We start from the raw sequence: 26023 nt of genomic DNA on the forward strand, positions 1-26023 counted from the left end.
ACACGATTGAGGGGCTGGACGACTTTGAACTGGTTTGTTTTATAGCCATAAAGTGAGGTGATTGTGATGCTGGGTTTGCCGAAATCAACGAAAATAAGCAAGCAACTGCCCAAGAAGGCGATATTCGACCGCTTCAAGCCGAAGCCGGACGACCGCAGGCTGTTTGACGAGCAGATAAACCGAATGTCAATAGTCGCGGAAATCTCGCCGCAGATGGTGGCGCTAAAGGCAAGCGAGGATGTGTCGGCAGTCTACGTCGTTCTGGTGACGCTGAAAACGCCGGATTGCGACAAGAAGAACATCGCCCTCTTGTCCAAGCTGATTGACCAACGTATGCTGTTCGTGCTGATGTATGGCGACGCCGCGCGGCTTGCCGCCTACCGCGCCGACAAGGTGCTTGTGTCGGAGAGCAAGCACCTCGCTGAGTGGAAACTGCCCCTGACAGGGCTTGACCTCGAAGCGGTGTGGGAGAACGCCATCGCCCAGATAGGCGGCATCGACATCGAGGGCGGCAAAGACCTCGATGTGACGATACGCGAAGCCGACCGCCAAGAGAAGCTGCAAAAGCAAATAGCGACGCTTGAAAAGAAAGCAATGACTGAACGCCAACCCCGCAAGAAATGGGAACTTGCCGAGGAGATTCGGCGGCTGAAAATAGAATTAGGAGGACACCCCAATGACTAACTCGGAAAAACTCGAAATGCGCACCCCGTCCCTTGCGGACGCGAATTTCGCCGCTCTTGCCGCGCTGTTCCCGAACGCCATTTCTGAGACCATTGACGAAAGCGGAGCGGTCGTCCGTGCCATCGACAAAGACGTGCTGGCGCAGGAAATCAACGCCCACGTCGTCGAGGGCAGAGAGGAACGCTACCAGTTCACATGGCCGGACAAGCGCAAGAGCATCCTACTCGCCAACGCGCCCATCGCCGCCGCCCTGCGCCCCTGCCGCGAGGAAAGCTTGGACTTCGACACCACCGAGAATCTCTACATTGAGGGCGACAACCTCGACGTGCTAAAACTCCTGCGGGAAACCTATCTGAACCGCGTGAAAATGATATACATCGACCCGCCGTATAACACTTCAAACGATTTTATTTACAATGACGATTTCACGGAGGACTCGGCGACTTTCCTGAGCCGCGACGGTCAATACGACGAGCAAGGCAACCGCCTTGTCCTAAACACCGACAGCAACGGTCGATTTCATACGGATTGGCTGAATATGATTTATCCGCATCTGCGGCTTGCTAAAGACCTATTAAGAGATGATGGAGCAGTTTTCATCAGTTGTGATGACAACGAGGTGAACAATCTTCGGAAAATCTGCGATGACATTTTCGGGGCGAGCAATTTCATTTCGCAAGTCATTGTGCAGACGAACCCGAGAGGACGGACTTTTGATAGGTTTATTGCTAAGATGCACGAGTATATTATTGTCTACTCAAAGAACATCGGTTTTGATGCTTTGAGGGAAATTCCTAAAGATGATAAGGCTATGGCAGGGTATCAAAAAGAAGATTCTGTTGGCAAATACCGTCTGCTGGAGTTGAGAAATAGAAACCCCGTATTTAATCGCACCAATCGTCCGCTGATGTTCTATCCTTTTTATGCTGACCCTGACAAGTTGGATGTCTCTTTGAGTCCAACTGAGAGGCATACCGTCGAGATTTACCCCCGCAATTCTGAGGGTGTAGATGGTTGCTGGACATGGGGACTTGAAAAGGCTACCAATGAGATAAATCTACTTGTTGCCAATCTTGCTAATACTGGCAAGTGGAGTGTGTTTAGGAAGGATTATTTGGAAGGTACAAGTCTGTTTACTAAAGCTAAAGGACTATGGCTTGAAAAAGAAATGAACCATGAAAACGGAAAGGAAATGGTCAGAGAATTATTTGGGTTTACTCCGTTCGACTTTCCTAAATCGGTGGATTATATCAAGAAATGTTTGCTATTAGGAACATCTTCATACGGCGACAACATTGTTATGGACTTCTTCTCCGGCTCCGCCACGACCGCCCATGCGGTTATGCAGTTGAACGCCGAGGACGGCGGCAAGCGCAAATTTATTATGGTGCAGTTGCCGGAAGTTTGCGCCGAGGGGACGGAGGCGGGAAAGGCGGGGTACAAGACGATTTGTGAAATCGGCAAGGAGCGTATCCGCCGTGCAGGAGCGAAAATCAAGACCGACAGCCCGCTCACTACACAAGACCTTGATGTTGGCTTCCGCGTCCTCAAACTCGATTCGTCGAACATGAAAGATGTTTACTACACGCCGGAAGAGTTCCTGACAATGGCGGAGAAGCAGCATAACCTCTTCGGCTTTATGGACAACATCAAAGAAGACCGCTCCGACGAGGATTTGCTGTTTCAAGTGATGCTCGACCTCGGCATTCCGCTCTCGGCGAAAATCACGCAGGACGGCGACGTTTTCTATGTGAACGACACCTATCTCATCGCCTGCTTCAAGCGGGTGGACACCGCGCTGATTACGGAGATTGCCCAAAAGAAGCCGTACTACGCAGTGTTCCGCGACGCAAGCTTTGCCTCCGACTCCGCGATGGTTAACTTCGAGCAGGTGTTCAACACTTACAGCCCGAACACGATAAGGAGGGTGCTGTGATGGATGAGAAGCATTTGAGCAAGCCAGAAAACCGACAGTTGTCCTCCGCCGAATTTGACTCGCGAGTTTATGAATCTATCCGTGCCGCCCTCGCGGACGCGCGGACAAAAGTCGTCGTCGCCGTCAATTCGGCGATGGTCGGCGTGTACTGGGAAATCGGGCGTCAAATCGCCGAAGCGGTCGGCGAGCGTGCCGAATACGGGCGCAGTTTGCTTGCGTATCTTTCGGAGCGGCTGACCGCCGAATTTGGCAAAGGCTTTACAGAACGCAATTTGCGCGCGATGCGTCAATTTTACGAGACATTTCCAATTCGGCACACGCTGCGTGCCGAATTGAGCTGGTCGCATTATCGCTTGCTGATGCGCGTCGACGAGCCGAGTCGCCGCGAGTTTTACCTTAATGAAAGCGCGGACTCCTGTTGGACTTCGCGTCAGTTGGAACGCCAGATTAACTCATTCTTCTACGAGCGTCTGCTTGCCACGCAAAAAGAGAGCCGACCCGAAATCGCGGGCGAGATTTTCAAACTCGAACCGAAAACGGATGCGGATTATATCCTGAAAGACCCGTACATTCTGGAGTTTCTCGACCTGAAAGAAAACGCCAAATACAGCGAGAGCGAACTGGAACAAGGCCTGATTGACAAGTTGCAGGAGTTCCTTCTCGAACTTGGCAAAGGCTTCTCGTTCGTGTCGCGCCAGAAGCGGATAACCACGGAACACGGCGAGCATTATTACATCGACCTTGTCTTTTACAATTACATTTTGAAGTGCTTTGTCGTTATCGACCTCAAGGCAGGCAAGTTGACTTATCAGGACGTGGGGCAGATAGATTTCTATGTCCGCCTGTTTGACGAAAAGATAAAGCAAACCGACGATAACCCGACCATCGGAATCGTCCTTGTGACCGACCGTGACGAGAGCATCGTCAAATACTCCGTCCTCGCCGAAAATGAAAACCTTTTCGCCTCAAAATACAGGCTCTATCTGCCGTCAGAAGGAGAACTCCGTGCCGAACTGCAACGGGAGCGTGAACTTGTAGAGCGACAGATTGAAGAATCGCACGGAGGTGACACCGAATGAAATTTCAGTTTAAGATACAGCCATTTCAGACGGAAGCCGCCGAGAGCGTCGTGCGGGTATTCGCAGGGCAGCCGAATGTCGGCGCGTCCAAGTACCGCCGCGACATCGGCAGCGAGAAGCGCCTGAGCGATACCGAAAGAACGGAACGCCGGGGCTATCTCCCGCTTACTTATTCCGCGCTTTCTGAGGAAGAGAGACGTGCGGTCGAAGAAGAATATGAAACCGCCTACCGCAACGTCGGGGTGGAACTTACCAAAGAAGAACTGCTGAAAAACATCCGCTCCGTCCAGACGGCTAACAACATCAAATATTCCAACGACCTTGCCGCAGGGCTTGGCGCGGTGTCGCTTGACGTGGAGATGGAAACCGGCACGGGCAAGACCTATGTCTACATCAAGACCATGTTTGAACTCCACAAGGCTTACGGCTGGAGCAAGTTCATCGTGGTCGTGCCGTCCATCGCCATCCGTGAGGGCGTGAAAAAGTCCTTTGAAATGCTCGAAGACCATTTCATGCAGCTTTACGGGCTGAAAGCAAGGCACTTTGTCTATAACTCCGGCAACCTGCACCAATTGGACGAGTTTTCGCAGAACAGCGGAATCAACGTCATGATAATCAACACGCAAGCGTTCAACACCACGATGAATGAGGACAAGAACGTCGAGGGCAGGAGCGGCAACGAAGCGGCGCGTATTATCTACACCAAGCGCGACGAGTTTGGCTCCCGCCGACCGATTGACGTCATCAAGGCGAACCGCCCGATTATCATTCTGGACGAGCCGCAGAAGATGGGCGGTGCGGCGACGCAGAACGCTCTCAAGAAGAACTTCAACCCGCTGTTCTCCCTGAATTATTCGGCGACCCATAAGACGAGCCACAACCTCGTCTATGTCCTCGACGCTCTCGACACTTTTAAGAAGAAGCTGGTCAAGAAGATTGAGGTAAAGGGCTTTGAACTCAAAAACCTCGGCGGCACAAACCGCTATATGTACCTTGACGCCGTCGTCATTGACCGCAAGAAGCCGCCCCGCGCCCGTTTGGAGTTTGAGGTGAGCCGCGCGGCTGGCTCGCCAAAGCGTGAAACGCACCTGCTCGAAGTGGGCGACAGCCTCTACACCGCCTCCAAAGGCTTGGAGGAGTATCGGGGCATTTCCATTGCCGACATCGACCCCATTCGGGCAACGGTCACATTCAGCAATGGCGACACGCTCACGGCGGGCGAAGCCAGCGGCAATGTGAACGAGGACGATATCCGCCGCATCCAAATCCGCGAGACCATCAACTCCCACTTTGACAAAGAGGAGAAGCTGTTCGAGCAGGGCATCAAGTGCCTGTCGCTGTTCTTCATCGACGAGGTGGCAAAGTACCGTCAATACAGTGAGGACGGCGAGGAACTCCTCGGCGAGTATGGGCGAATCTTCGAAGAGGAATACAATGCCGCCCTAAACGAACGGCTCACGCTGTTCCCGACGGCGTACCGAGCCTATCTGCGCGGTATCGAAACTGCCGAGACCCACAGGGGCTATTTCTCCATAGACAAAAAAGGCCGCGCTGTAAACAGCACGGTGAAGCGCGGCTCAGATGAGTCGGACGACATTTCAGCATACGACCTCATTCTCAAGAAGAAGGAAGTCTTGCTTTCTTTTGAAGAACCTACGCGATTTATCTTCTCCCACTCCGCTCTGCGCGAGGGTTGGGACAACCCGAACGTGTTTCAGATTTGCACCCTGAAGCACTCGGACAACGCCACCGCAAAACGGCAGGAAGTCGGCCGCGGCTTGCGCCTCTGCGTCAACCAGAACGGTGAGCGGCAGGACTTAGAGGTCTGCGGCGAGTCGCTTGTGCAGAGCGTCAATATGCTGACCGTCGTTGCGAGCGAAAGCTACGCAGGCTTTGTCGCCGACTTGCAAAGTGAGATTAAGTCCGACCTCTACGAGCGTCCCACCAAGGCGAGCGTGGAATACTTCAACGGCAGGACGGTTTATCTGACCGACGACAATCCGCATACGCTTACGGTCGCGGAAGCTACGGCGGTTTACAACTACCTCGTCCGTAACGACTACGTGGATGACGACGGCGGCGTGACGGACACCTACAGAGCCGCCGCCGAAACGGGCAGCTTCGCCCCCATGAAGCCGGAAATCGCTCCGCTTGCCGAAAACGTCCACAAATTCGTGCAGGCCATATTTGACCCGACCATCCTCAAGGATATGGCGGGCAATGGCCACGAAACCAAGGTCAAGGACAACCCGCTGAACGAGAACTGGGCGGCGTTCAAAGACCTCTGGGAGCGCATCAACAAACGCTATGCGTACACCGTGGAATTTTCCGGTGACGAACTGATAAAGAACTCTGTTGCCGCTATAAACGCAGAGCTTAAGGTCGCCCGACTTTCCTACACCCTCACAAAGGGGGCGCAGGAAGGCACGGACTTCAATGTGGAGCATACCGAAACAAAGAGGCTTGAACGAGCGAGCGGAGGGCTTGCCACCTACGATATTATCGGCAAAATCGCCGATGGTACAAGCCTCACTCGCCGAACGGTCACCGCCATCCTTGAAGGCATCGGCAAGGATAAACTCTGGCTGTTCCGCGAGAATCCTGAAGAGTTCATCACCAAGGTAATCGGCATCATCAACAAGCAGAAAGCCGCTGTGGTCGTGGAGCATATCACCTATGCCCCAAGCGCCGAGGAGCCGTATTCGCAGGACATTTTCAACATGAGCCGCGCCTCAGATGAATACGCGAGGGCGTTTAAGGCGAAACACGCCATTCAGGACTATGTCTTTACGGACGGTTCGGCGACCGACAGCATTGAACGGCGTTTTGCCGAGGACTTGGATGTTGCGGATGAAGTAATCGTCTATGCAAAGCTGCCGAGAGGTCCGCGCGGCTTCTATATTCCAACACCTGTGGGTAACTACTCCCCGGACTGGGCGATTTCGTTTAAGAAAGGTGCGGTGAAACACATCTTCTTCATCGCCGAGACCAAAGGCACGATGGACAGCCTTGAACTGCGGCCGATTGAGCAGGCAAAAATATCCTGCGCCAAGAAGCTGTTCAACGAGATAAGCACGACCGGGGTAAAGTACCACGACGTGGACAGCTACCAGAGCCTGCTGACGGTGATGGAAACGCTGTAACCGGCGGCGATTTAGAATTGAATGCAGCCATCTAAGGAGTAAAGATATGAACACTACGATTATCTGCCCGCATTGCAAGAAGCCGTTTGAAATATCGGATGCCATACAGCACCAGATTAAGGACGAGCTGCTTCGGGCAAAAACCGAACAGTCGGAAACGCTCCGCAAGGAGTACGACGCAGCCGCCGAAACGAAACTTCGGCAAGCGGTTCAAGCCGCTTTGACAGAGGCAAATCAGGCGGCACAGCTTCAGCTTGACCGCGAGCGGCAAGCCGCCAAACTTGAACTGGATAAAGCCCGCCAGTCTACCGAACTGGAAACCGAGCGTCTGCGCCGCGAAGCCGCCGCGTCAAAGGAAAGCGAGAAGCAGCTCCGAGAGCAGTTAAAGGGACTCCTCGAAGAACTCTCCAAGGCAAACAAGGCGCGCGAGGATGCCGAACTCGCCGCCCGAAAAGAACTGCTCGAAAAGGAAAAGGGCATACGAGCAGAAGCCGCTCAAAAAGCCTCCGAGGATTTCAACACCAAAATCCGTGAGCAGGAGGAAACCATCAACCGTCTGCGCGAGCAGCTAACCACGGCAAAACAGGTCGCAGAGCAAGGGTCGCAGCAATTGCAGGGCGAAATCCTCGAACTGGATATCGAAGAGGCACTCCGCAGCGGGTTCCCGTTCGATACTGTCGATGAAGTCAAAAAGGGCGAGCGCGGTTCCGACATTCGGCAGGTGGTCAACGAGCAGTTTTACATGAACTGCGGTCTTATCCTTTGGGAATGTAAGAACGCCAAGATCTATCAGGCAAGTTGGCTTGGCAAACTGAAAGACGAACTAGCGGCGGAGAAAGCCCAAATCGGCGTGATAGTGTTCAATCCAACCGACGGAGGCGGCGACGACTTCAAGCAGCTTGCGGATAACATCTGGCTTGTGAAACCGCGCTATGTGATTATGCTTGCAACACTTTTGCGTGAGGCTATCGTCAAGGTCTTTGCTGCCAATCGAGCCGCCGAAGGTAAAGACGTAAAGGTCGAGTTGATATACAACTATTTAACCGGCGGCGAATTCAGCAACCGCATCAGGTACATTCTTGAGTCTTATGACGAGATGGCAAAGCAACTCGACACCGAAAAGAAACAAGCCCAGAAACGCTGGGCGGCGCAGGAAAAAATCCTGCAGAAGGTAACCAGCAGCCTCTACGGAATGAGCGGCGACCTCCAAGGCATAGCGGGCAGGGAGATAATCGCGCTGCCAGCCCTCGGAGATGGCGACGACACAAAGGCGGTGAAGCCACGCGGCATTGCCCCACCAAAGCAAATAGGAGCCGACGAAGATGAATACTAAAATGACCTCCGCAATTGAAAAAATCACACTTGACACCGCGACCTTCCACGGCGTCACGGTTGAGCCTACGCTAATAAACTTCTTCTATGGAAACAACGGCACGGGCAAGACTACAATAGCGACCGAAATCCAAACCAACAGCGGTCTTACTTGGCAACATGGCAAGTCGGCTGCCGACTACAGCGTCTTGGTTTACAATCAGGCGTTTGTCGCCGCCAACTTTCAGGACTACGACAAGCTAAAAGGCGTGTTCACCGTTGGCAAGGAAAACATCACGATTCAAAATGAGGTAGCGGAAAAGAGCGCCCAAAGAGCCGAGCAGGAAAAATTGAATACGGACAACACTACGGACAAAGAACGCAAAGAGGCGTCTCGCAATGCTCTGCTCACCTCGTTCCAAGATGACTGTTGGAGCAAGAGCAAATCGCTTCGAGATACTTTTAACTCTGCTATCGCCGGGTTTAAGACAAAGGCTAAATTTGCAGAAAAAGCCCTTCAGGTTACAAACCCGGTACAACACGATGCCGGGGAGTTGCGAACCCTGTATGAGACGGCATTTGACCCGAATGCCACTACATATCGTGAGTTTCAGCCCACCGGCGCGACCACGAGATTAAAGGGAACGCGCGGCAACGAACTACTCAGCAAGCCTATCACGAGCAGCGGTGATTCACCTTTTGCGGACTTCATCAAAGCGATTAACGCTACCGACTGGGTGCGCCAAGGGCATGAATACTACGCCGAAGCCGCCGAAGGCGTATGCCCTTATTGCCAGCGCAAACTGCCCGACGGTTTCGAAGATGACATAGCCGCTTGTTTTGACGGGCAGTACCAAGCCGACATTAATGACCTGCTTCAGTTTCAGGAAGCCTATGCAAGCGATATGCGCGGTTTCCTTGAGGTGCTTAACGGAAACCTCCAGACCGCTTTCCCGAAACTCGACCTGACAGAGTACAAAGCTAAACTCGCGCTCTTGGAGAAAACGATAGAAGTCAACATCCAGCGGATTGCGGACAAGCTGAAAGAGCCGTCAACGGTCGTAACACTTGAAAACGTGAAGACGCTGCGTGATGAGATAAATGCCTTGATTGACAGGTTTAATCAGCAAATCCAAGCCAACAATGCCATCGTCGGCTCGAAGCGGCAAAAGCAAACCGAATGCACCACGAAAGTCTGGGAGCTCATTGCTTTTACGCTGCAGAACGAGGTTTCAGCTTACAAGACCAAACGAAAAGCAGTTGACGACGAGATAACCGCCTTGATGAAGCTAATCACCGACGGAGGCAAAGCGTCGCGGGCGTTGGAACAGGATATCGCCGACCTCAATAAAAAAATCGTCAGCACCCTCCCGACCATCACGAGCATTAATATCTTGCTGCGCGATTCGGGCTTTCAGGGCTTTTCCCTGCGTGAAAAACGAGGGCATCAGAATGTTTATGAAGTGGTTCGCCACAATGGGCAAGTGGCTGAGGGGTTGAGTGAGGGCGAGCGGAATTTCATAGCCTTTCTGTACTTCTACCACCTCGTGCGCGGCGGTCACGCCGATACGGAAGTGACCAAGGACAAAATCGTGGTCATCGACGACCCGGTGTCCAGTATGGACAGCAGCGTCCTCTTTATCGTCAGCACCCTTGTGAGGGAGATGGTCGGGGTCTGCTTCAATAACGTCGAGTACCGCGAACACGAACTTGAGGTGCAGGGCGACTACATCAAGCAGATATTCATCCTAACGCACAACGTCTACTTTCATCGGGAGATAACCTACAACCAGACGAGCCGCTACCGCTGCGTGTCGTTCTTTGTGGTCAACAAGGCGAGCAACCAGTCCTCGGTCAGACTCTGCATTCGGCAAAGCCAGAAAGTGCCGACCGAGCAGGAGAACTTCAACCCCGTCCAGAATTCCTACGCCGCCCTCTGGAGCGAATACCGCAAGGTAGATACGGCGATTCCCATTCTGAACGTCGTCCGGCGCATTCTGGAATACTACTTCATGCAGCTTTGCGGGTACGACGGCGTGAACATCCGCAAGCGTGTTCTGGACGACCATAGGGATAAGTTCATCGAGCTGGTGGATGGCGGGCAGCCAGATTACACGAAATACCACCTCGCCTCGGCGATGCTGTCCTATATCAGCGCCAACTCCGTAGGCTTCTCGGACGGCTTGAACTACGTCGACGACTGTGCCGATATCAGCCTATACAAGACGGTCTTCAAGCTGATATTCGAGGCTCTGGAGCAGGAGCAGCACTACAAGATGATGATGGGCGAGGAAGAAGAAACCGCCCAATCAGTGTAAACATAAAGCAGGAGGAATATTATGGCAAACAGAACTGGAACGTACGTCGCTTTTGACGGCTTAGGCATGACTGACCCCACGAAGTCGGATTTTAGGTACTACGCAACCATCAAAGCGTGGTGCGCAAATAGCAACATCGAGTTCAACATCACGAACAGCCACGAGAAGACTTATGCTGTGAGGGATACAAGTTCAAAGGCTACGCTTTATTCGCGGATTCAAGAGAGGCTGCGGGCATCGAAGAATATGTTGGTTATTCTCACCAGTGACACGCGCTACACGGGGAGCGTACTCTCGTATGAAATTGAGCAGGCAATAGACAACTACAAGTTGCCGCTCATTATTGCGTATCCTGGATACACGTCTATCCTGGACGTCGATTCTCATAAGGACGTGTGGCCGAAGGCACTAGCAGAGCGTATCGGTAAGGCAGGAACAGAGGCGATACATATCGCATTCAACAAGGACTGCATTTTAGCCGCCGTTAAGCAGTTCTCGGTAAACGGAGAGCATTTGAGGCGGTAAGCAATATTACAGCAGAGATACATACGTGTCTTGGGGCTTGATAAAATAAGGAGGGCAGCATGGCTTACAGAAACAAGACTTATATCGCCTTTGATGGTGATACAGATATGTTCTACTATCGGACTTTGCAGATGTGGAAGTCAAATGACAATATCGACTTCGATTTTTACGATGCCCACGACTTGAGTACGGCAAAGGACACAAGCCTTACCGAATCTATAAAGAACCAACTTCGGGTTAGGTTTGACAATTCAAAAGTGTTTATGATTCTTGTGGGCGATAACACCAAGTGGAATAGAAAATTCATTCCTTGGGAGATTGAGCAGGCATTGAATCGTGATTTACCAATTATCGTTGTTTACATCAACGGTTCGCGGCAGAAAGACGACAGCAAATGCCCTACATCCCTGAGAGATGCGTTGGCAGTGCATATTCCTTTCAAGGCCAGCATTATGCAGTACGCTTTTGAACATTGTCCTGCTTCGCATGATACCTATAAAACAAAGGGTGATACAGGAGCGTACTATTATAAGGATGAACGCTATAAAAGCCTTGGGTTGTGAGGTGTATAATGAAAGTGCCGTTTTTTGACAAGAGAATTTTGCATCAGTTCTATAGAGTGCTGAGTGCGATAAGTGTTTTGACATCAATAGTATTTCTTTTCGTTGACATTGATGCGAGATACAAACTGGGTATTGGCATTGCAGTTCTGGCTTTGCTTGTCGCCCTCTATATTGGCATGTGGATTTTCGCGAATAAACGACGAGTCATTACTCTGAAAATCAACACATCAGAAGTAGAGGTGAAATTTGGCGATATTTTTGAAGAGCAGGCAGACCTTAAAGCCATCGGCTTCAATGAGTATTTTGATACGCAAGTTGATAACAACATCATTTCAGCGACTTCCTTGCATGGGCAATACATTGAGAAGTTTTACAAGGATAAGGTTAGCGAGCTGGATTCCATGATTTCAGCCGACACCCATCTGCCCGACGCATATATTGGCGAGAATAGCGGTCGAATCCAAGAAAAAAAAGGAAAATACAAACTCGGTACTATCTGTGTTGCAAATGACTACTTGCTCACGGCTCTGAGCCGTTTCGATGAGAATAATAAAGCCTATCTTGAAATAAACGACTACATCAATTGCCTTCTAAATTTTTGGAACGAAGTTGACAGGGTCTATGCAGGGAGAACAGTTGCCTTGCCCATATTAGGCTCTGGTATCACTCGTTTTAAAGGGTATGAAAGTATCACCGACCAAGAATTGCTCGAACTCATTATTTGGACTTTTAAGGTTAGCCGTATCAAGTTCACTTATCCATCCAAAGCAAAAATAGTTGTGTACGAAAAGAAAAGCGAACGCATTAACCTGTTGCGGCTGAAAGATTTGGAAACATGAAGATAACAAAAAAAGCCCGTGGACACCGATAAAATCGGCATCCACGGGCTTTGGATAAAAAATCCCTATCTCACCCCGCCTTTCGCAGCGGGGGTGTTTTTCTCTTGAAGATAGCAAACCGCGATTTAGCTTCTAGCCCTGATAGCCTCCCTCTCCGAGGGAGGTGGATCGCCGTCGCTTTTGCGGCGAGACGGAAGGAGTGTTGCTCTGTATGGCGCGGTTTCCGCGCCATACAGAGCCCGCGGCGGGAGCCGCGGGAGAACCTAAGGTCAACTCTCCCTCAGTCTCGGCGAAAAACATCGCCGAGCCAGCTCCCTCACAGAGGGCGCCAAAAACCTGTGCTAAACCGCAATTTATCTTTTTCCCAACCAAAGGTAAATCGGCGTTTAGAAGTGCGAGTTGCTAAATAAAATGGTGGTTCCGATACCGGAGCCGTATCTTCATACGGCGAGGATTCGGAGCCACCGTTTTATGACGCAAATCGTGCTTATAAACGCCGATTTACGGTGAGTTACATGGAGATACCCAGTACTTTCTGAGCTCCCCATCCTATCAGGAACGATAGAGCCGCGACCCCGAAGCTGATGCAGATCATCTCCCTGAATGCGGGGGTAAACGGCTCTTTGCGCACCACCGATACATAGAAGGTAAAGAGCATGATGACGATGGCCGCGTTGACGAGACAGCCGGCGAGCGCGGCGAGCGGCGAGCTGATAAAGGCATAGGGCACAAGCAGCATGCAGACCGCGAACATATAGGCGATGCCCGTATAGACGGCGGCCTTCAGCGGATGATGCTCGCCGGGATCGTTCTTTTTCGCGAGATACTCGGAGGCCGCCATCGACAGCGTCGCGGCGCTGCCGGTGATGAAACCTGCCATACAGATAACCGTGGAGTTGCCGAGCGCGAAGGTGAACCCCGCAAGCGCCCCCGTCAGTTCGACAAGCGCGTCGTTGATCCCGAGCACCATCGAGCTGATATACTTGAGCCGCTCGTCGTCGACCATCGCGATGAGCTCGCGCTCGTGTTCCTCTTCCTCCGCATATATCTTGAGCGCTTCCGGCACATCCTCGGCAATCCGCGCGTATTCGACCTGCGCCTTCTCCTCCCCCGTCTCCATGAGGTTGATTACGAAGGTAAGGCCAAAGAGCAGGCCGCAGATACGGTAAAAGAGGATCTTGATCCCGTTGGGTTTCGGCATACAGCCGGTGTAACGGCTCCAGATCTCGGCGTGCCTTCCCTCCTCCGCGGAGATCTTTGCTAACACCTGAGCGTTCTCCTTCCCCGCGTGACGCGCCATGTGCGCGTATATGACATGTTCCGTAACTTCGTTCAGCTGCATAGTTTTGATCGTTTCAAGCACATCTTTGTTCATCATAAAGGCACCGCCGTATCCTATTTTTAACAGAAATTTTAACAAGCAGCTATTGACCTCATAATAAAAACCTCCCTATAATGCGGCAATTACACCTTAAGGAGGCCAATTAATGAATAAAATAGCCCTTTTCATCTGCCTTGTCTATTATATAGCGATATCGTCCCTTTCTCCAGCGGAGGCGGCGACGGCTAAAGAATTCGCCGCCGCGCACGGATGCCGCATAGACGCGGACGCCCTCGCGCTGATGGAGTCGCTCGGGGAGCTGACCTACCTTGACTCGGCCTTTATCCTGCGTATCGCGCCTCTGCCGTCGGAGAGACAGCGCACACTAACGCTGCTGCTCGCCTCCGACGGACACATGACCGTCGAGAAGCTCAAGCGCACGCCTCTTGCCGTCGTCGTGCCGGAAGACCCCGGCGACATCATTCCTCTGTTATATGAACTATTGAGGGAGGATTACTGGCGCGGCTGGCTGAGGCGCCATTCCTTTATGGCTGAGGTAAAGATGAAGGAATGGCGCGGCACCGCGAAGAGGCGCTTTACCGACCCGGAGCTCGCGGTAAGACTGATAGATATCTTTTTTCAGAAGAAAGAGGGGCAATATGACGGCGCCTCCGTAATTTATACGAGTGAAATAAAAAAATAACAGTTTGTTAGAAATTATCAATAGCAAATTATTAAAAATTATTGACAGATAGTTATAAAAATGCGAGAATACCCTCAATGTTAGCTGGTTGTTAATATCAATATTGGGAAAAAACTTAGGGAGGAATTTCCAGATGAAAAAGTTATTAGTTCTCGTCTATGTATGTGCAGTGCTTGTATTGTCGTCGTCAGCCGCAATGGCGGAAGACGCGGGACACGGCGGCCATGTAGCGCCGGAGCCGCCGGACGCCTCAAAGTTCGTCGATGTAAAGATAGCTTCGTCTGATATTAAAATCGCCACCCCTGATACAGGGTCGATAGAGGTGCAGAGTGTAACTCCGATTCTGGAGACAGGTATCACCACGATAACGACATCCGGTAAATTCTACGTCAGCGATGCCGGCAAAAAGCCTTCGCTGCTGGGCGGTTTCACCCTCGATATAAAGCACAAGGAAGAAGATAAAAATGCTGCGATCGATATAGCGCTTCCTTCAGTACAAGAAATGGGACTGAAAGAGGTCCCCGCTTTCGCCTGGATACAGGATAAGGATCAGACCACCGGCGAAGCAACCGACAGCTATTCAAGATATTCTATTGAGAGCACTACCGGCGGCCTTACTGTAAAAGGCGTAGTGCTGAGCAAACACTTCTCGGAGGCGAACGTGCTCGTCGGCAATGAGACCAACACCAGTACACACGGCGGCGGTTCCAGCGGCTGCAACGCGGCGGCCCTTCCGATCGTTGTCCTCCTAACGGCTCTTCCGCTTCTCTGCTTCCGCAGGAAGTAACGCGCCAGGAGCACTGATCAAAACATATAGAAATATGCCCCTTCGCGGTGAAGGGGCATATTTTTCAGCCGTTCGCGGTCATCCCTATAAGGCGGAGAGTAGAAAAATTTGCGAAAACTTTTATATAGTCTTTTTATCATATTTATCAGCGCGGCGGCGGCAGCGGCCGCCAGCCCCTCTAATACCGGCTTCACCGGGCTATGGGAATATCCTACGGCGGAGGTCCCCGGAGACGGCGCCGGATGGATACATTACAGCCGTTACTCCCCATACCGAACGTACGCGGCGGATCTCGGCCTCTTTCCCTGGCTGGAATTCAATCTGCGCCTTACGGAATACGAGAACGATGCCGCGAAGGTTTCCGACGCCTTCGGATATTACAAGGACAAGGGACTTGATCTAAAGCTGCTGCTGGCGGAGCAGGAGGGCTTTCGTCCAGCGCTGGCCGCCGGAGTTATCGACATTATGGGTACGGAGCTCCGCAAGGGATATTTCGGGGCGGCTACTTGGAGATACAAAAACGCCGCCGTCACGGTGGGATACGGCAGCGATATGTACAACGGCTTTTACGGCGGCCTCTCCTGGAGTCCGCTGGAATGGCTTGAGTTCAAAGCGGAATACAGCCCTATGGACTACACAAGGGAGCGCGTGAGCGGCGTATTGATACACCCGAAGGAGGCAAACTCAAAATTTAACTACGGCGTCGTGCTGAAGGCAAAATGCGGGCTGATGGGAAGCCTCAGCTATCAGCGCGGCGAGGAGCTCTGTTTCGGCGTCAGCTACGCCTACGACCTCAGCCGTCCCATTTTCGGCGGGAAGCACCCGCCAAAACCGGGCGAGGCCAACAGCAAAGACTGGGACAGCTGCGATATCAGGAAATTGACCGCCGATCTCCAGGAGACGCTGGGGGCACGTGGCTTTGGACTGCGTAACGTCGTCGTCTTAGCCGGCGACAAGACGATACACGCAGCCTTCGAAAATATCGGTTACGCCTCGCAGACGCAGGCCGTCGCGCGCGCGATAATCACCGCCTCACGCAATATCCCGTGGGACACGGAGTCATTCACCTGCGCGGTCATGGTGCGCGGAGCGCCGGTCTCCTGCGTAAGTCTGAATCAGGAACAAATGTCCCTGATAAGAATGGATAAATTCCGCGCGTTCGACATAGAACGACGCTCCTTCAGCTGGGCAGAGAAGACAAAATACGGAACGCCTCCCGGAACGAAGTGGGATGTGATGGCCGGCCCCGGCGAGAGCCGCAGAAACGGCTGGGGTGAGATCCGCGCCGCGCTTGCCTTTGAACCGCGCATAGACAAACAGCTCGACAAAATGCCCTTTATGGCGCGCACTGACATCGACTGGATCGCGCAGCTGCGTTCATCGCAGGGCTGGTCCGCATACTTAAAGGTACGCCAGCCGCTGCACAATAATGTGGAGATCTGGTGGGAACCGGAGATGAACGACACGACGCGCATCTGGAAGGGAGTCCTGAGTTATCTCTATAAATTCGATAAAAACATCTGGGCGCTCGGGGAATTCGGATACCTTGATGAAAACTATTTCGGCGGAAACCTCTGGGGCCGGTATTACATTCCGCAGACAAACCTCTGGGCTGGAGGCCGCCTCTCCGCGACCAAAGAACGCGAATATGACTCCTTCGGCGGCATCCCAGAATATAAGAGAAATTATTACTATGATTATTCAAAGAGGGAATATGTAACGCTCTACCTGCCGCAGAACGGCGATAACGGCTGGAACCTCTCATGGTGGATCGAGGGCGGCTATCACGACTCAACCTATAACGCCGACCTTACGGCCCGCTACGGGAAATTCGTCGACGGAGACAAAGGATACCGGCTTGACGCCGTGAGAAACTGGGACTCGGCGCGCGTCGGATTTTATTACACCGATACGGACAGAAAGACGACAGGCAAAAGCTTTACAGACGCCGGAATGATACTGCATCTGCCGCTGTCGGCCTGGTATGACGGCCACGCGAGCAATACCTACTGGGATGAGGAATTTACCATGCTGTCGACATTCAGGCTATTCGCCGGCAAGATGCCGGGAGCCTGGCAGACGCCGGAGGCACTCGTCGGAGAGCTTCAGCCGGAGAGGCTGTATCAGGAGGTCGGCGATCAGATTGAAAGGCTTTGCCTCCAGATGAAGGGAGACGAGGCTTTGCAGGAAGAACCGGCTAAGGCATACGGCTTCGTTGATTACCTCACCGGGAAATGGCGCAGGGATATAGCTATAACTGACGAGTGATTTTTTAATCGCCGGCATCAATATTACGCCGAATTTTAACACACAGTTAAAACATTTATAACAAAACCGTGTCGATTTTATATATAGAAATACGAATTATACGCTCTGGAGGAATGACATGTTGAAAAAACGTACAATAGCAGCTTTGGTTCTCATCTTTTACCTCTTCACCCTCGCCGCCCCGGCGGCTTCCGTTGCTGCGGATGCCGGCGCAGTCGCAGCTGCGGCTGCCGCCCTGACAGGACATGGTTTGGGAGGAGCGGCGGACAGCCCAGGAGACACAACCGCCTCCGAAGGAGCTTCGGATAGCGGGATATTTAACGGCGATACAGGTGCGAAAACCTCCGCAACTCCCCAAACGACAGATTTCCCCGCCACAATAGACCCTTCTGCATCGGAACCGCAGACAACCGTCGTCAATGAAAAACTGGAGGAGGAAAGGCTGCATAATCCCGCTACAACGTCAGCACCGGCCGCCACTACGTCAATCTCCTCGCCCATCGATCCGAGAGAGGCCAGTGGCAGCACCATGTACGACAACCTGCGTGGCAGGCTCGCCCGCTTCGGCACGGACTTCTTCGCCTCACGCCGGGCCAATACGCTGACATACGCCCCCGTTGGCCCAAACTACGTTGTCGCGCCGGGAGACGAGGTGCGGATAACCCTATGGGGATACGACGATATCAGGGCTAACCTGGTCGTCGACAGGGACGGCGTTTTGACGCTTCCCAAGGCCGGGCCGCTCAACGCGGCGGGGATGACCTTCGCGGAGCTCGAAAAGGCGGTCAATAACGCCTACGGGAGAATATTCAACGACTTTGAAATCAACGTCTCTATGGGTAAGCTGCATACGATCAACATATATGTAACGGGACACGCGCTGCGCCCTGGGGCCTATGCCGTATCCTCAATGGCTACGCTTATCGATATCCTATCGCAGGCAGGAGGCCCGGCGCCTTCCGGCTCTATGCGCGCGATAGAGGTAAAACGCGGCAATAAGAAAATCGCCACGCTCGATATTTACGAGCTTCTGCTGCATGGCAGCCGTAAGGGCGACGCGCGGCTGTGCGACGGCGACGTGATCTTTATACCGACCGTAGGCAATCTCGTTTCGGTTGCGGGAAACGTCAAGCGTCCGGCGGTCTACGAGCTGACGAAAAATGAAAAACATCTTGCCGATATAATCAAGCTCGCGGGCGGCCTCACATCCGGCGCATACAAAGGGCGGGTACAGATCGTACGCGTCAAGGATAATACGATACGGACCGCCTTTGAATCGGAGCTCACGCAGAAAAACGCCGCGTCACAGAAACTGCAGGACGGAGACCTCGTGAAGATCTTCACCGTGCCGGGCGGCTCGATCAACATACGCATCGCGGGAGCCGTCATCCAGCCCGGCGTATACGCGATAGAGCCTGGAACGACGACGCTGGGTGACGTCCTTAAACGCGCGGGCGGTCTGCTCTACACCGCCGCTACCGAAGGCGAATTGACGCGCATTCAGGTCAGCGAACAGGGTCCCGTGACGACGCGCACGATGGTCAACCTGAGAGAGGCCATCGACGGCAAAGGGTGTTTTCTGCTCCAGCGCGACGACTACATCTTCGTCCGCACCGTGCCGGACTGGAACCTATACCGCAGCGCGCGGATAACGGGGCGCATCCTCTACCCAGGCAGCTATGCCGTCAAACAGGGGGAGCGGCTGTCGTCGCTCATCGAGCGTGCCGGCGGCTTCACCGAAGACGCCTTCCCGCGCGGCGCGGTCTTCATCCGTGACAGCGTAAGGGTCCAGCAGCAGAAAAGTATCGACGACATGATCCTGCGTCTGGAACGTGAAATGGCCGCCGCCGCAAACCAGGCCGTATCCACCGCGACAACAACCAAAGACGTGACCTTCGCCCAGGCGGAGGTTACGCAAAAGGACCGGCTGATGACGGCGCTTCGCAACCTGAAAGCGACCGGGCGCGTCATTATGCAGATACCGCCTGACTACAAGCTGATAAAGGGCAGCCCCTACGATATTGTCCTGCAGGACGGCGACCGTCTCCATATACCGGTCACGCCAGGCACCGTACAGGTCATCGGTTCCGTTACCACACAGTCCACCTTCGTATTCCGCACCGGACAGCCGATCAGCGAATACATCAGAATGGCGGGCGGCTATTCAGCCTCGGCCAACGCCAAACGTACCTACATAATGAAGGTGGACGGCTCTACCGTCAGGGCCTTCGCCGGGAAACGTGCGCAAAAGGTCGAGGACGGAGACTTTATCGTCGTTCCGGAAAAACTGATGTTCCAGCCGGCGATGCGCAATACCACGGACATCATCGACATCGTCTACAAGCTGGTGCTCGGCGTGGCGGCGGTAGACTATATCTTTAAATAAAGGAGGAAAGACGATGACGGACAGCCAAAAGACTTTAAACGACGATTATGAATACGAACTGTCCCTGCTAGATCTGCTGGTGATACTTGTACAGCAAAGATGGCTCATTATAAAAATAACCGCGGCCTTCGCCATTATCGCGGTGATATACGCGCTTACGGGCACGCCGATCTATCGAAGTACCATGCAGATCATCTCGCCAAACAGCGGAGCGAAATCAGGAGCGGCGGCGATGCTCGCGGCTACAGGCATGGGCGACATGCTCGGCGCCCAGCTGACGACGCAGAGCGACACCGTCGTCGGCGTCATCAAAAGTCCGCTGGTGCTGGACAGGGTCATCGATAAAAACAGCCTCCTTACAAGGGAAAGTGAAAATTTCAGCATAACTCGCCTGATCGGCGCATTGTTCTCCAAAGGCAAACCTAAACCTAAGATGAGGACGATGGTAAGAAAATCGCTTTCTGAAAGCGTACAGGCAATTTCAGACAAGAAGAGTGGAATTATCACTCTCTCGGTGAAAGACACCTCTCCCGATATGGCTGTAAAGCTTGTAAAATCCATATTCGCGGAGACGCTCTGCGTCATGCAGGATGTAGCCATCTCTCCGTCGGCGCAGCAAAGGGTATTTCTGGAATCTCAGCTGAAAGAGAACAACGGGGAACTTTCAAAGGCGGAGGGCGCTCTTATATCATTCCAAAAGAGAACGGGGATGATCGGTACGGGAGGCGCGCCCAGCGACATCTCCGCGCTGGCGGTATTGCAGGCACAGATGGTGGCCAAAGAGATAGAGCTGCGATCCGCGCGCTCTTTCGCAAAAGAGGCCAATCCGCAGATAAAAAAGCTTGAGGCGGAATATGCGGCGATAAAAAAGCAGTTCGAAGCGGACAACGCTAAGGTAGGAACTTTTCCTCTTTCCGGTGTCGGCCTGAAGAACCTGCCGGTCGCCTCGCTGGAATACGCCGCGCTGGTACGGGAATACAAGTTCAGGGAAAATCTCGGGCAAATATTGCTGCGCCAATACGAAACGGCCAGAATGAATGAACTTAACGATCCGCTGGTCTTTCAGGCCCTTGGCGAACCAACCTACCCTGAGCTCAAGGAATCCCCTAAGAGAGCAAAAATTGTAATTCTCGCGACTTTTCTCGGCGGCTTTCTCGGCGTCTTGGCCGCTTTTATCTGCCACTTTCTCTCAATATCAAGCTCCGATCCAGAAGAGGCACCCAAGATAGAATTTGTTAAGGCAGCCCTGCGCTCAGATCTGAAAAAACTAAAATTTTTAAAGAAAAAAAGCTCATAAGGATAACGCCGGATAAAAGCCCTCTTTTCTTTCCGGAAAAGAGGGCTTTTTCATACTGTTTTTATATGTTTACAGGTCGCGGCCTGCGGCTGTTTCGTCAAGAAGCAGCTTGGCAGATATTTTTTTGCAGGAATTCAGCAGTTCATCAATGATATGTATATCGTCAATGTCGGGCTTTCCACAGAGAGAATCCAACATATATCTGACCTCCGAAAGCTTCAAAATTATCGGAGATGTCTCTTTGAGATGCTGTTCTTCGTTAGACATAGGCATTATCGGACCTTTCACGACTAACGCTCTCCCCGTATCCTCGTTCTCCTCCAGCAGGAAGGCAACTGTCGTATCGAGAACCCGCGCAATGTTTTTCAAGTTCTCGCCTTCGGGGAGGCAGCGCTTACCCTCCCAGGCTATGACCGTCGAACGGGCTACCTTTAAAGATTCCGCCAACATGGCCTGGGTCAGCCTTTTCTCTTTACGCAGCATTTTTATCTTCTCAGAAATATTCATCGGCATCCCCCATGTTGTGTATAGACTACAAATAATAGAGGAATGGGTCAAGATTGATTTGGCCTACATATATGTTGTGTAAACTTGACTATATTCAAAGATATTTTTATAATAAGTCTTATATAGCGGACTTATTTAATTATGGCGGTGACAATCAATGTTTGGGAAAGTAATCAGAAAGAGAAGGGTCGCCCTAAAACTCACCCAGAACGACCTGGCAGTGCTGGTTGGCGTCAACCGCACCACCGTCGTGGCCTGGGAACATGAGAAGTTTCAGCCGACAAAGAAGATCGCGGCTCTCGAAGACGCTTTGAATATTGGGCGCGGAGAGCTCTATTTTATAATCCAGGAAAACCGGCTGCGGTGATGCGTAAAAATGTTTGGTTCAAATCAAACGCGCGGGATATCTATATTTTTATCGCGCTCTGCGTCTTTATATCCTCTGTGGCGCTGATATATCGCCACGAGACCGGACCGGGGCTCTCGTACAGCTCTGTCTTTTATTGTCCCGCTAAGAAAGATGACGTTCTGTCGGTACAGGCACAGCCGCCGCGCCCATCCTATAATGACGCTGACATGCACGTATCCGTGGCGGCGGCAAAGAGAACCGCGGCACAGGCCGTTCACAGGTCTTTGGCGAAGGTATCCGACGTCGCAGTCCTTCTTTATATCGTCTACCTGCTTCTATTTCTGCGCAAAGGCAAAAAGACCTCATCTCTCTTTATGAAGACGGATGGGAAGAACTATTCCAAAGATCCGCTGACAGGGCTGCTTGACAGAAGCGTGCTCTACGGGTCGGTCTCCGAAACTATTCGTCTCTACCCAGAGAGATGCCACGCCGTTTTTATGATGGACCTGGACAATTTCAAAAAAGTAAACGACACCTTCGGACATCTCAAGGGGGATACGGTTCTGCGTTCAGTAGCTGAACACATTTTATCCAGCGTCGAAAAGGGCGATATTGTGGGACGGATCGGCGGCGACGAGTTTATCGTCCTGGCCAGGAACGTCGCCGGCAGGACCGAGGCGGAGAGCAAGGCTAAGACGCTGCAAAAGGCGGTCTCAGGCATGGAGGATGTCACCGTAAGCATCGGCATAGCCCTCTATCCTTACGACGGCGCTGTGTTTGAGGAGCTGTATGATCACGCCGATATTGCGATGTACAGGGCGAAGGATAAAGGCCGCGACCGCTGCGAGTTTTACTGCGGCGGCCGCTGAGAGAACAGCGGGACTGGCGGCGCTAAACGCCGTTTCTTTCTCTTTCTATCCAGCCCAGATATCCCTTCACCGACTGGCCAATGAAGAATTCCTCCCTCTTTCGTACCGCCTCCGGCATCTTTTCAAGGTTTGCGAGCACCGGATCGTTTGCCAGCAGCGCAAGGACCGCATCCTCCGGCGAGGTTCCGGCGGGAAGCGCCGAGAGCACCGCGAGCCAAAGCTTCATCTGCTCCGCGGCCCTGTCGAAAACTTCGCTGGCGTCTTCGAGATATCCCGAGTGAGGGAAGCAGACGACGTCTATATCTTCGAGCGCCCTCAGCCTGTTGAGAGAGGCGACGGCCCTGTCATAGAAAAATTTATGCGGTGTCGCCGGGCGCATGAAGCAGCTGCCGTCGTCACACCTGAACCAGCAGCCGGCAGCTTCGCCGGCAAAGAGTATCCGCCTTCCGGCAAGTTCATAGATGTAGGAGCTGTGATGCGGCGCGTGTCCTGGCGTGTCGATTACGGTAAGGTTAGGTATACCGCCGTCGATAAGGTTCTCCGCCGGGAGCGGTATGGGGGTACCGTACACGTCGCAGAGGCTGCCAAGGCTGGTCCGGCTTCCTGCGATCAGCTTAGAGGGGTCGACAAGGTGCGGACGCCCCTTTTCCGGAGCCAGAACTTTGGTCTCCGAGTGCGCGGCGATAAACTGCCCCGCGCCACCAGAATGGTCGAGATGTATATGCGTATATATCAGATAATCGATCTTATTTTTTCCTTTGGCCTCAAGCAGGCGCAGAAGCTCCGGAACCGCGGAGGCCGGTCCCGTCTCCACAAGTATCCTCCGCCCGCCCGCCTTGTCTTCGATGAGCCAGCCGTCAAGAAATGATTCAAAGCCGCCGCGCGGTATCGGCAGGTTTATCCGGTAAAAATTGGGGAATATCTCCGTCATCGCCATTTGCATACGCTCCTTTTATTCTCCGTCGCCGATGGCCCCGAGAACCTCGTCTATGAGGCCCTGAAAGACAGGCGTGCTTCGTGGCCGCGGATACGGCAGATCGACGGGAAGTTCGCGCGTCACGCGCCCCTCTCCGAGGATTACCACCCGCGTACCGAGGCGCAGCGCCTCACCGACGTCGTGTGTCACCATTATAAAGCTCTTTTTTTCTTCAAGGTATAACCGTATCAGCTCGCGCTGCATCGTGCGGCGGGTGAAATAATCAAGGGCTCCGAGCGGTTCGTCGAGCAATATCACAGGCGGGTTTTTCACGAGCGCGCGCCCGAGGGCGACGCGCTGCGCCATGCCGCCGGAGAGCTGGGCCGGCAGCGCCCTCTCGTAGCCTTTTAGTCCGACCGTCTCTATCATTTTAAGCGCCCTTTCTCTCAGCCCCTCGTCCCGTTCACGCGGCGGATAGGCAAAGAGGATATTGTCGATAGCCGAAAGCCACGGCATAAGCCGCGCCTCCTGAAAGACCATACCCGCGGGCAGCGGCTCTTCCTGCGAACAGGAGCGCCCCCTGAATTTCACGGAACCTGCCGTGGGAGGTTCAAGAGAAGCGAGGATGCGCAGCAGAGTGGTCTTGCCGGAGCCGCTCCTGCCGACGACGGTGACGAACTCGTTCTCTCCGATTTCAAGAGAGACGTCCTGCAGCGCCTCCACACGCCGCCCCTCTATGCTGTAGCACTTTGAGACGTTTTCTACCGAAAGGAAGGACATCAGCGCACCCTCCCCGCGGCCTTAGAAATAATTACGAAGAGATAATCCAGCGCCGCGCCAAGCGCGCCGATCACAAGTATCCCCATCAGCACGACGTCCGAGCGCGAAAGCTGTTCCGCGTCAAGGATCATATATCCCAGCCCGGAAGAGGCGGCGACAAGTTCCGCCGCCACAAGCGAACGCCAGCTGTAGCCGAGCCCCAGCTGCAGACCGGTAAGAATGGCAGGCAGCGCCGACGGCAGGATCACATGGCGGCAGCGCTCCCAGCGACTGTAGCCAAAGACCCGCGCGACCTCGATGAGCCCGGAATCGCAGCCCCTGACGCCCTGCAGCGTATTGAGAAAGACGGGAAAGAAGGTGGCGAGGATGATAAGGATGATCTTGGGGCTCTCCCCGATCCCGAACCAGAGGATGAGCATCGGAATCACCGCCATTGGCGGGATATGGCGCAAAAACTCCAGAGTCGGGTCCAGCTGCGCGAGAAGCGGCGGAAAAGAGCCGCACAAAAACGCAAGCGAGACGGCAAGCGCCGCGGAGAGGCCGAAGCCGACGGCGATACGGCCGAGGCTGGCGCACATATTCTCCGCCAGCGTTCCGTCTGCGGCGGCGGTCGTAAAGGCGCGCCACACCGCTCCCGGCGAGGGCAGCAAAAAGGTGTTCCACCAGCCGGCCGAGGCCCCGTACCACCATAAAAGGAGGACTGACAGCGGGAATAAGGCGCCGCTCATAAGTATTTTCCAGGCAGTATCTTTCATCTCACGCGTAAATTCCCATCAATAAAATTCCGCTAGTATTGTACCTCTAAAAAGGCGAAAGACACTATAATATTAACGGATGAAAAATATTACGCGACAAGGGAGTGTACAGTTTGAGCAAAGTAACATGGAAGGCGGGGACGATGCTCTACCCCCTGCCGCCGGTGATGGTCTCCTGCGGTACGATGGAAAGGGCGAATATCATCACGGTGGCCTGGACGGGCATAGTAAACTCGGAACCGCCGATGACATACATCTCCGTGCGCCCCGAGCGCTTTTCGCACGGCCTGATCAAGGAGACGGGAGAGTTCGTCATCAACCTTACTACCGACAGGCTGGTATGGAACGCCGACTTCTGCGGCGTGAAATCCGGCCGCGACACAAATAAATTCGCCCTGCCGGGACTCACGGCGGTCAAAGCCAGCGCGGTGAGTGCTCCGATGATAGAGGAGAGCCCCGTCAACATCGAATGCCGCGTCGAGAGAAGCATTCTGCTGGGAAGCCACGAAATGTTCATCTCCAAAATAATCGCCGTCAACGTCAATGAAAAGCTGCTGGACGCGAAGGGCGTGCTGCACCTGGAAAAGGCCGGCCTTGCGGCGACGGCGCACGGAAAGTACTTCACGCTTGGCCGCCAGGTAGGAAGTTTCGGATATTCGGTAAGAAAGAGATAAAGGAGAAATCAGC

The 26023-nt window shown here is 53.2% G+C and carries 23 protein-coding genes; 17 read left to right on the forward strand and 6 right to left on the reverse strand.

The window, feature by feature from the left end; translation table 11 throughout:
• Positions 1 to 66: 66 nt before the first annotated feature.
• Genes LIO98_RS03225 through LIO98_RS03265 form a run of 9 tightly spaced genes read left to right on the forward strand, consistent with a single transcriptional unit; the run spans position 67 to position 12398 of the window.
• Positions 67 to 684, forward strand: a complete 618-nt coding sequence (locus tag LIO98_RS03225; RefSeq protein WP_291953298.1) for a DUF4391 domain-containing protein — start codon at positions 67 to 69, stop codon at positions 682 to 684.
• Complete coding sequence (locus tag LIO98_RS03230) at positions 677 to 2620, forward strand: site-specific DNA-methyltransferase (protein WP_291953299.1); 1944 nt, start codon at positions 677 to 679, stop codon at positions 2618 to 2620. The genes LIO98_RS03225 and LIO98_RS03230 overlap by 8 nt, the downstream gene beginning before the upstream one ends.
• The gene (locus LIO98_RS03235; RefSeq protein WP_291953301.1) at positions 2620 to 3699 is read left to right on the forward strand and encodes a PDDEXK nuclease domain-containing protein; all 1080 of its coding nucleotides are present in this window, start codon (positions 2620 to 2622) and stop codon (positions 3697 to 3699) included. Before LIO98_RS03230 ends, LIO98_RS03235 begins: the two co-directional genes overlap by 1 nt.
• Positions 3696 to 6842, forward strand: a complete 3147-nt coding sequence (locus LIO98_RS03240; RefSeq protein WP_291953303.1) for a DEAD/DEAH box helicase family protein — start codon at positions 3696 to 3698, stop codon at positions 6840 to 6842. The genes LIO98_RS03235 and LIO98_RS03240 overlap by 4 nt, the downstream gene beginning before the upstream one ends.
• Before the next feature lie 46 nt (positions 6843 to 6888).
• Positions 6889 to 8175: a DUF2130 domain-containing protein gene (locus tag LIO98_RS03245; protein WP_291953306.1), complete on the forward strand. Its 1287-nt coding sequence runs from the start codon at positions 6889 to 6891 to the stop codon at positions 8173 to 8175.
• A complete protein-coding gene (locus tag LIO98_RS03250) occupies positions 8165 to 10471 on the forward strand; it encodes an AAA family ATPase (protein WP_291953307.1) in 2307 nt (768 codons plus the stop codon). The genes LIO98_RS03245 and LIO98_RS03250 overlap by 11 nt, the downstream gene beginning before the upstream one ends.
• Before the next feature lie 21 nt (positions 10472 to 10492).
• Positions 10493 to 10996, forward strand: coding sequence for a TIR domain-containing protein (locus tag LIO98_RS03255; protein WP_291953309.1), 504 nt, complete (start codon positions 10493 to 10495; stop codon positions 10994 to 10996).
• Positions 10997 to 11055: 59 nt separating this feature from the next.
• Positions 11056 to 11559 (forward strand): TIR domain-containing protein, encoded by a 504-nt coding sequence (locus tag LIO98_RS03260; protein WP_291953314.1) that lies wholly within the window; start codon positions 11056 to 11058, stop codon positions 11557 to 11559.
• Positions 11560 to 11567: 8 nt separating this feature from the next.
• Complete coding sequence (locus tag LIO98_RS03265; RefSeq protein ID WP_291953315.1) at positions 11568 to 12398, forward strand: macro domain-containing protein; 831 nt, start codon at positions 11568 to 11570, stop codon at positions 12396 to 12398.
• 132 nt (positions 12399 to 12530) lie between these two features.
• On the opposite strand, the gene LIO98_RS03270 is transcribed toward LIO98_RS03265, so the two are convergent.
• Both LIO98_RS03270 and LIO98_RS03275 read right to left on the reverse strand, forming a co-directional pair.
• Positions 12531 to 12698, reverse strand: a complete 168-nt coding sequence (locus LIO98_RS03270) for a hypothetical protein (RefSeq protein ID WP_291953316.1) — start codon at positions 12696 to 12698, stop codon at positions 12531 to 12533.
• Positions 12699 to 12909: 211 nt separating this feature from the next.
• Entirely contained in the window at positions 12910 to 13776 is an 867-nt protein-coding gene (locus LIO98_RS03275) for a VIT1/CCC1 family protein (RefSeq protein ID WP_291953317.1), read from the reverse strand.
• A 109-nt stretch (positions 13777 to 13885) separates the two neighbouring features.
• Between LIO98_RS03275 and LIO98_RS03280 the strand changes: the two genes are divergently transcribed.
• From LIO98_RS03280 to LIO98_RS03300, 5 genes are all read left to right on the forward strand, one after another.
• Positions 13886 to 14422: a hypothetical protein gene (locus tag LIO98_RS03280; protein ID WP_291953318.1), complete on the forward strand. Its 537-nt coding sequence runs from the start codon at positions 13886 to 13888 to the stop codon at positions 14420 to 14422.
• 133 nt (positions 14423 to 14555) lie between these two features.
• Positions 14556 to 15209, forward strand: coding sequence for a hypothetical protein (locus tag LIO98_RS03285; protein WP_291953320.1), 654 nt, complete (start codon positions 14556 to 14558; stop codon positions 15207 to 15209).
• Between the two features lie 108 nt (positions 15210 to 15317).
• Positions 15318 to 17477: a YjbH domain-containing protein gene (locus LIO98_RS03290; RefSeq protein ID WP_291953322.1), complete on the forward strand. Its 2160-nt coding sequence runs from the start codon at positions 15318 to 15320 to the stop codon at positions 17475 to 17477.
• Between the two features lie 121 nt (positions 17478 to 17598).
• Positions 17599 to 19863: an SLBB domain-containing protein gene (locus LIO98_RS03295; RefSeq protein ID WP_291953325.1), complete on the forward strand. Its 2265-nt coding sequence runs from the start codon at positions 17599 to 17601 to the stop codon at positions 19861 to 19863.
• A gap of 13 nt (positions 19864 to 19876) precedes the next feature.
• Positions 19877 to 21160: a Wzz/FepE/Etk N-terminal domain-containing protein gene (locus LIO98_RS03300; RefSeq protein WP_291953327.1), complete on the forward strand. Its 1284-nt coding sequence runs from the start codon at positions 19877 to 19879 to the stop codon at positions 21158 to 21160.
• Positions 21161 to 21229: 69 nt separating this feature from the next.
• Here the strand turns inward: LIO98_RS03300 and LIO98_RS03305 are convergent, their stop codons facing one another.
• Complete coding sequence (locus LIO98_RS03305) at positions 21230 to 21643, reverse strand: helix-turn-helix transcriptional regulator (protein WP_291953329.1); 414 nt, start codon at positions 21641 to 21643, stop codon at positions 21230 to 21232.
• Positions 21644 to 21824: 181 nt separating this feature from the next.
• On the opposite strand from LIO98_RS03305, the gene LIO98_RS03310 reads away from it, so the two are divergent.
• A complete protein-coding gene (locus tag LIO98_RS03310) occupies positions 21825 to 22034 on the forward strand; it encodes a helix-turn-helix transcriptional regulator (RefSeq protein ID WP_168951201.1) in 210 nt (69 codons plus the stop codon).
• Positions 22034 to 22885 (forward strand): GGDEF domain-containing protein, encoded by an 852-nt coding sequence (locus LIO98_RS03315; protein ID WP_291953395.1) that lies wholly within the window; start codon positions 22034 to 22036, stop codon positions 22883 to 22885. The genes LIO98_RS03310 and LIO98_RS03315 overlap by 1 nt, the downstream gene beginning before the upstream one ends.
• 22 nt (positions 22886 to 22907) lie before the next feature.
• Here LIO98_RS03315 and LIO98_RS03320 read toward each other — a convergent pair whose 3' ends face one another.
• The 3 genes from LIO98_RS03320 to LIO98_RS03330 are packed head-to-tail and all read right to left on the reverse strand — an operon-like array spanning position 22908 to position 25336.
• A complete protein-coding gene (locus LIO98_RS03320) occupies positions 22908 to 23822 on the reverse strand; it encodes an MBL fold metallo-hydrolase (protein ID WP_291953333.1) in 915 nt (304 codons plus the stop codon).
• A gap of 15 nt (positions 23823 to 23837) precedes the next feature.
• The gene (locus LIO98_RS03325; protein ID WP_291953335.1) at positions 23838 to 24581 is read right to left on the reverse strand and encodes an ABC transporter ATP-binding protein; all 744 of its coding nucleotides are present in this window, start codon (positions 24579 to 24581) and stop codon (positions 23838 to 23840) included.
• A complete protein-coding gene (locus LIO98_RS03330) occupies positions 24581 to 25336 on the reverse strand; it encodes an ABC transporter permease (protein WP_291953337.1) in 756 nt (251 codons plus the stop codon). Before LIO98_RS03330 ends, LIO98_RS03325 begins: the two co-directional genes overlap by 1 nt.
• Positions 25337 to 25440: 104 nt before the next feature.
• Between LIO98_RS03330 and LIO98_RS03335 the strand changes: the two genes are divergently transcribed.
• Positions 25441 to 26010: a flavin reductase family protein gene (locus LIO98_RS03335; protein WP_291953339.1), complete on the forward strand. Its 570-nt coding sequence runs from the start codon at positions 25441 to 25443 to the stop codon at positions 26008 to 26010.
• The last annotated feature ends 13 nt before the right edge of the window (positions 26011 to 26023 follow it).

This window comes from Cloacibacillus sp. (genome assembly GCF_020860125.1).
Lineage (GTDB): Bacteria > Synergistota > Synergistia > Synergistales > Synergistaceae > Cloacibacillus.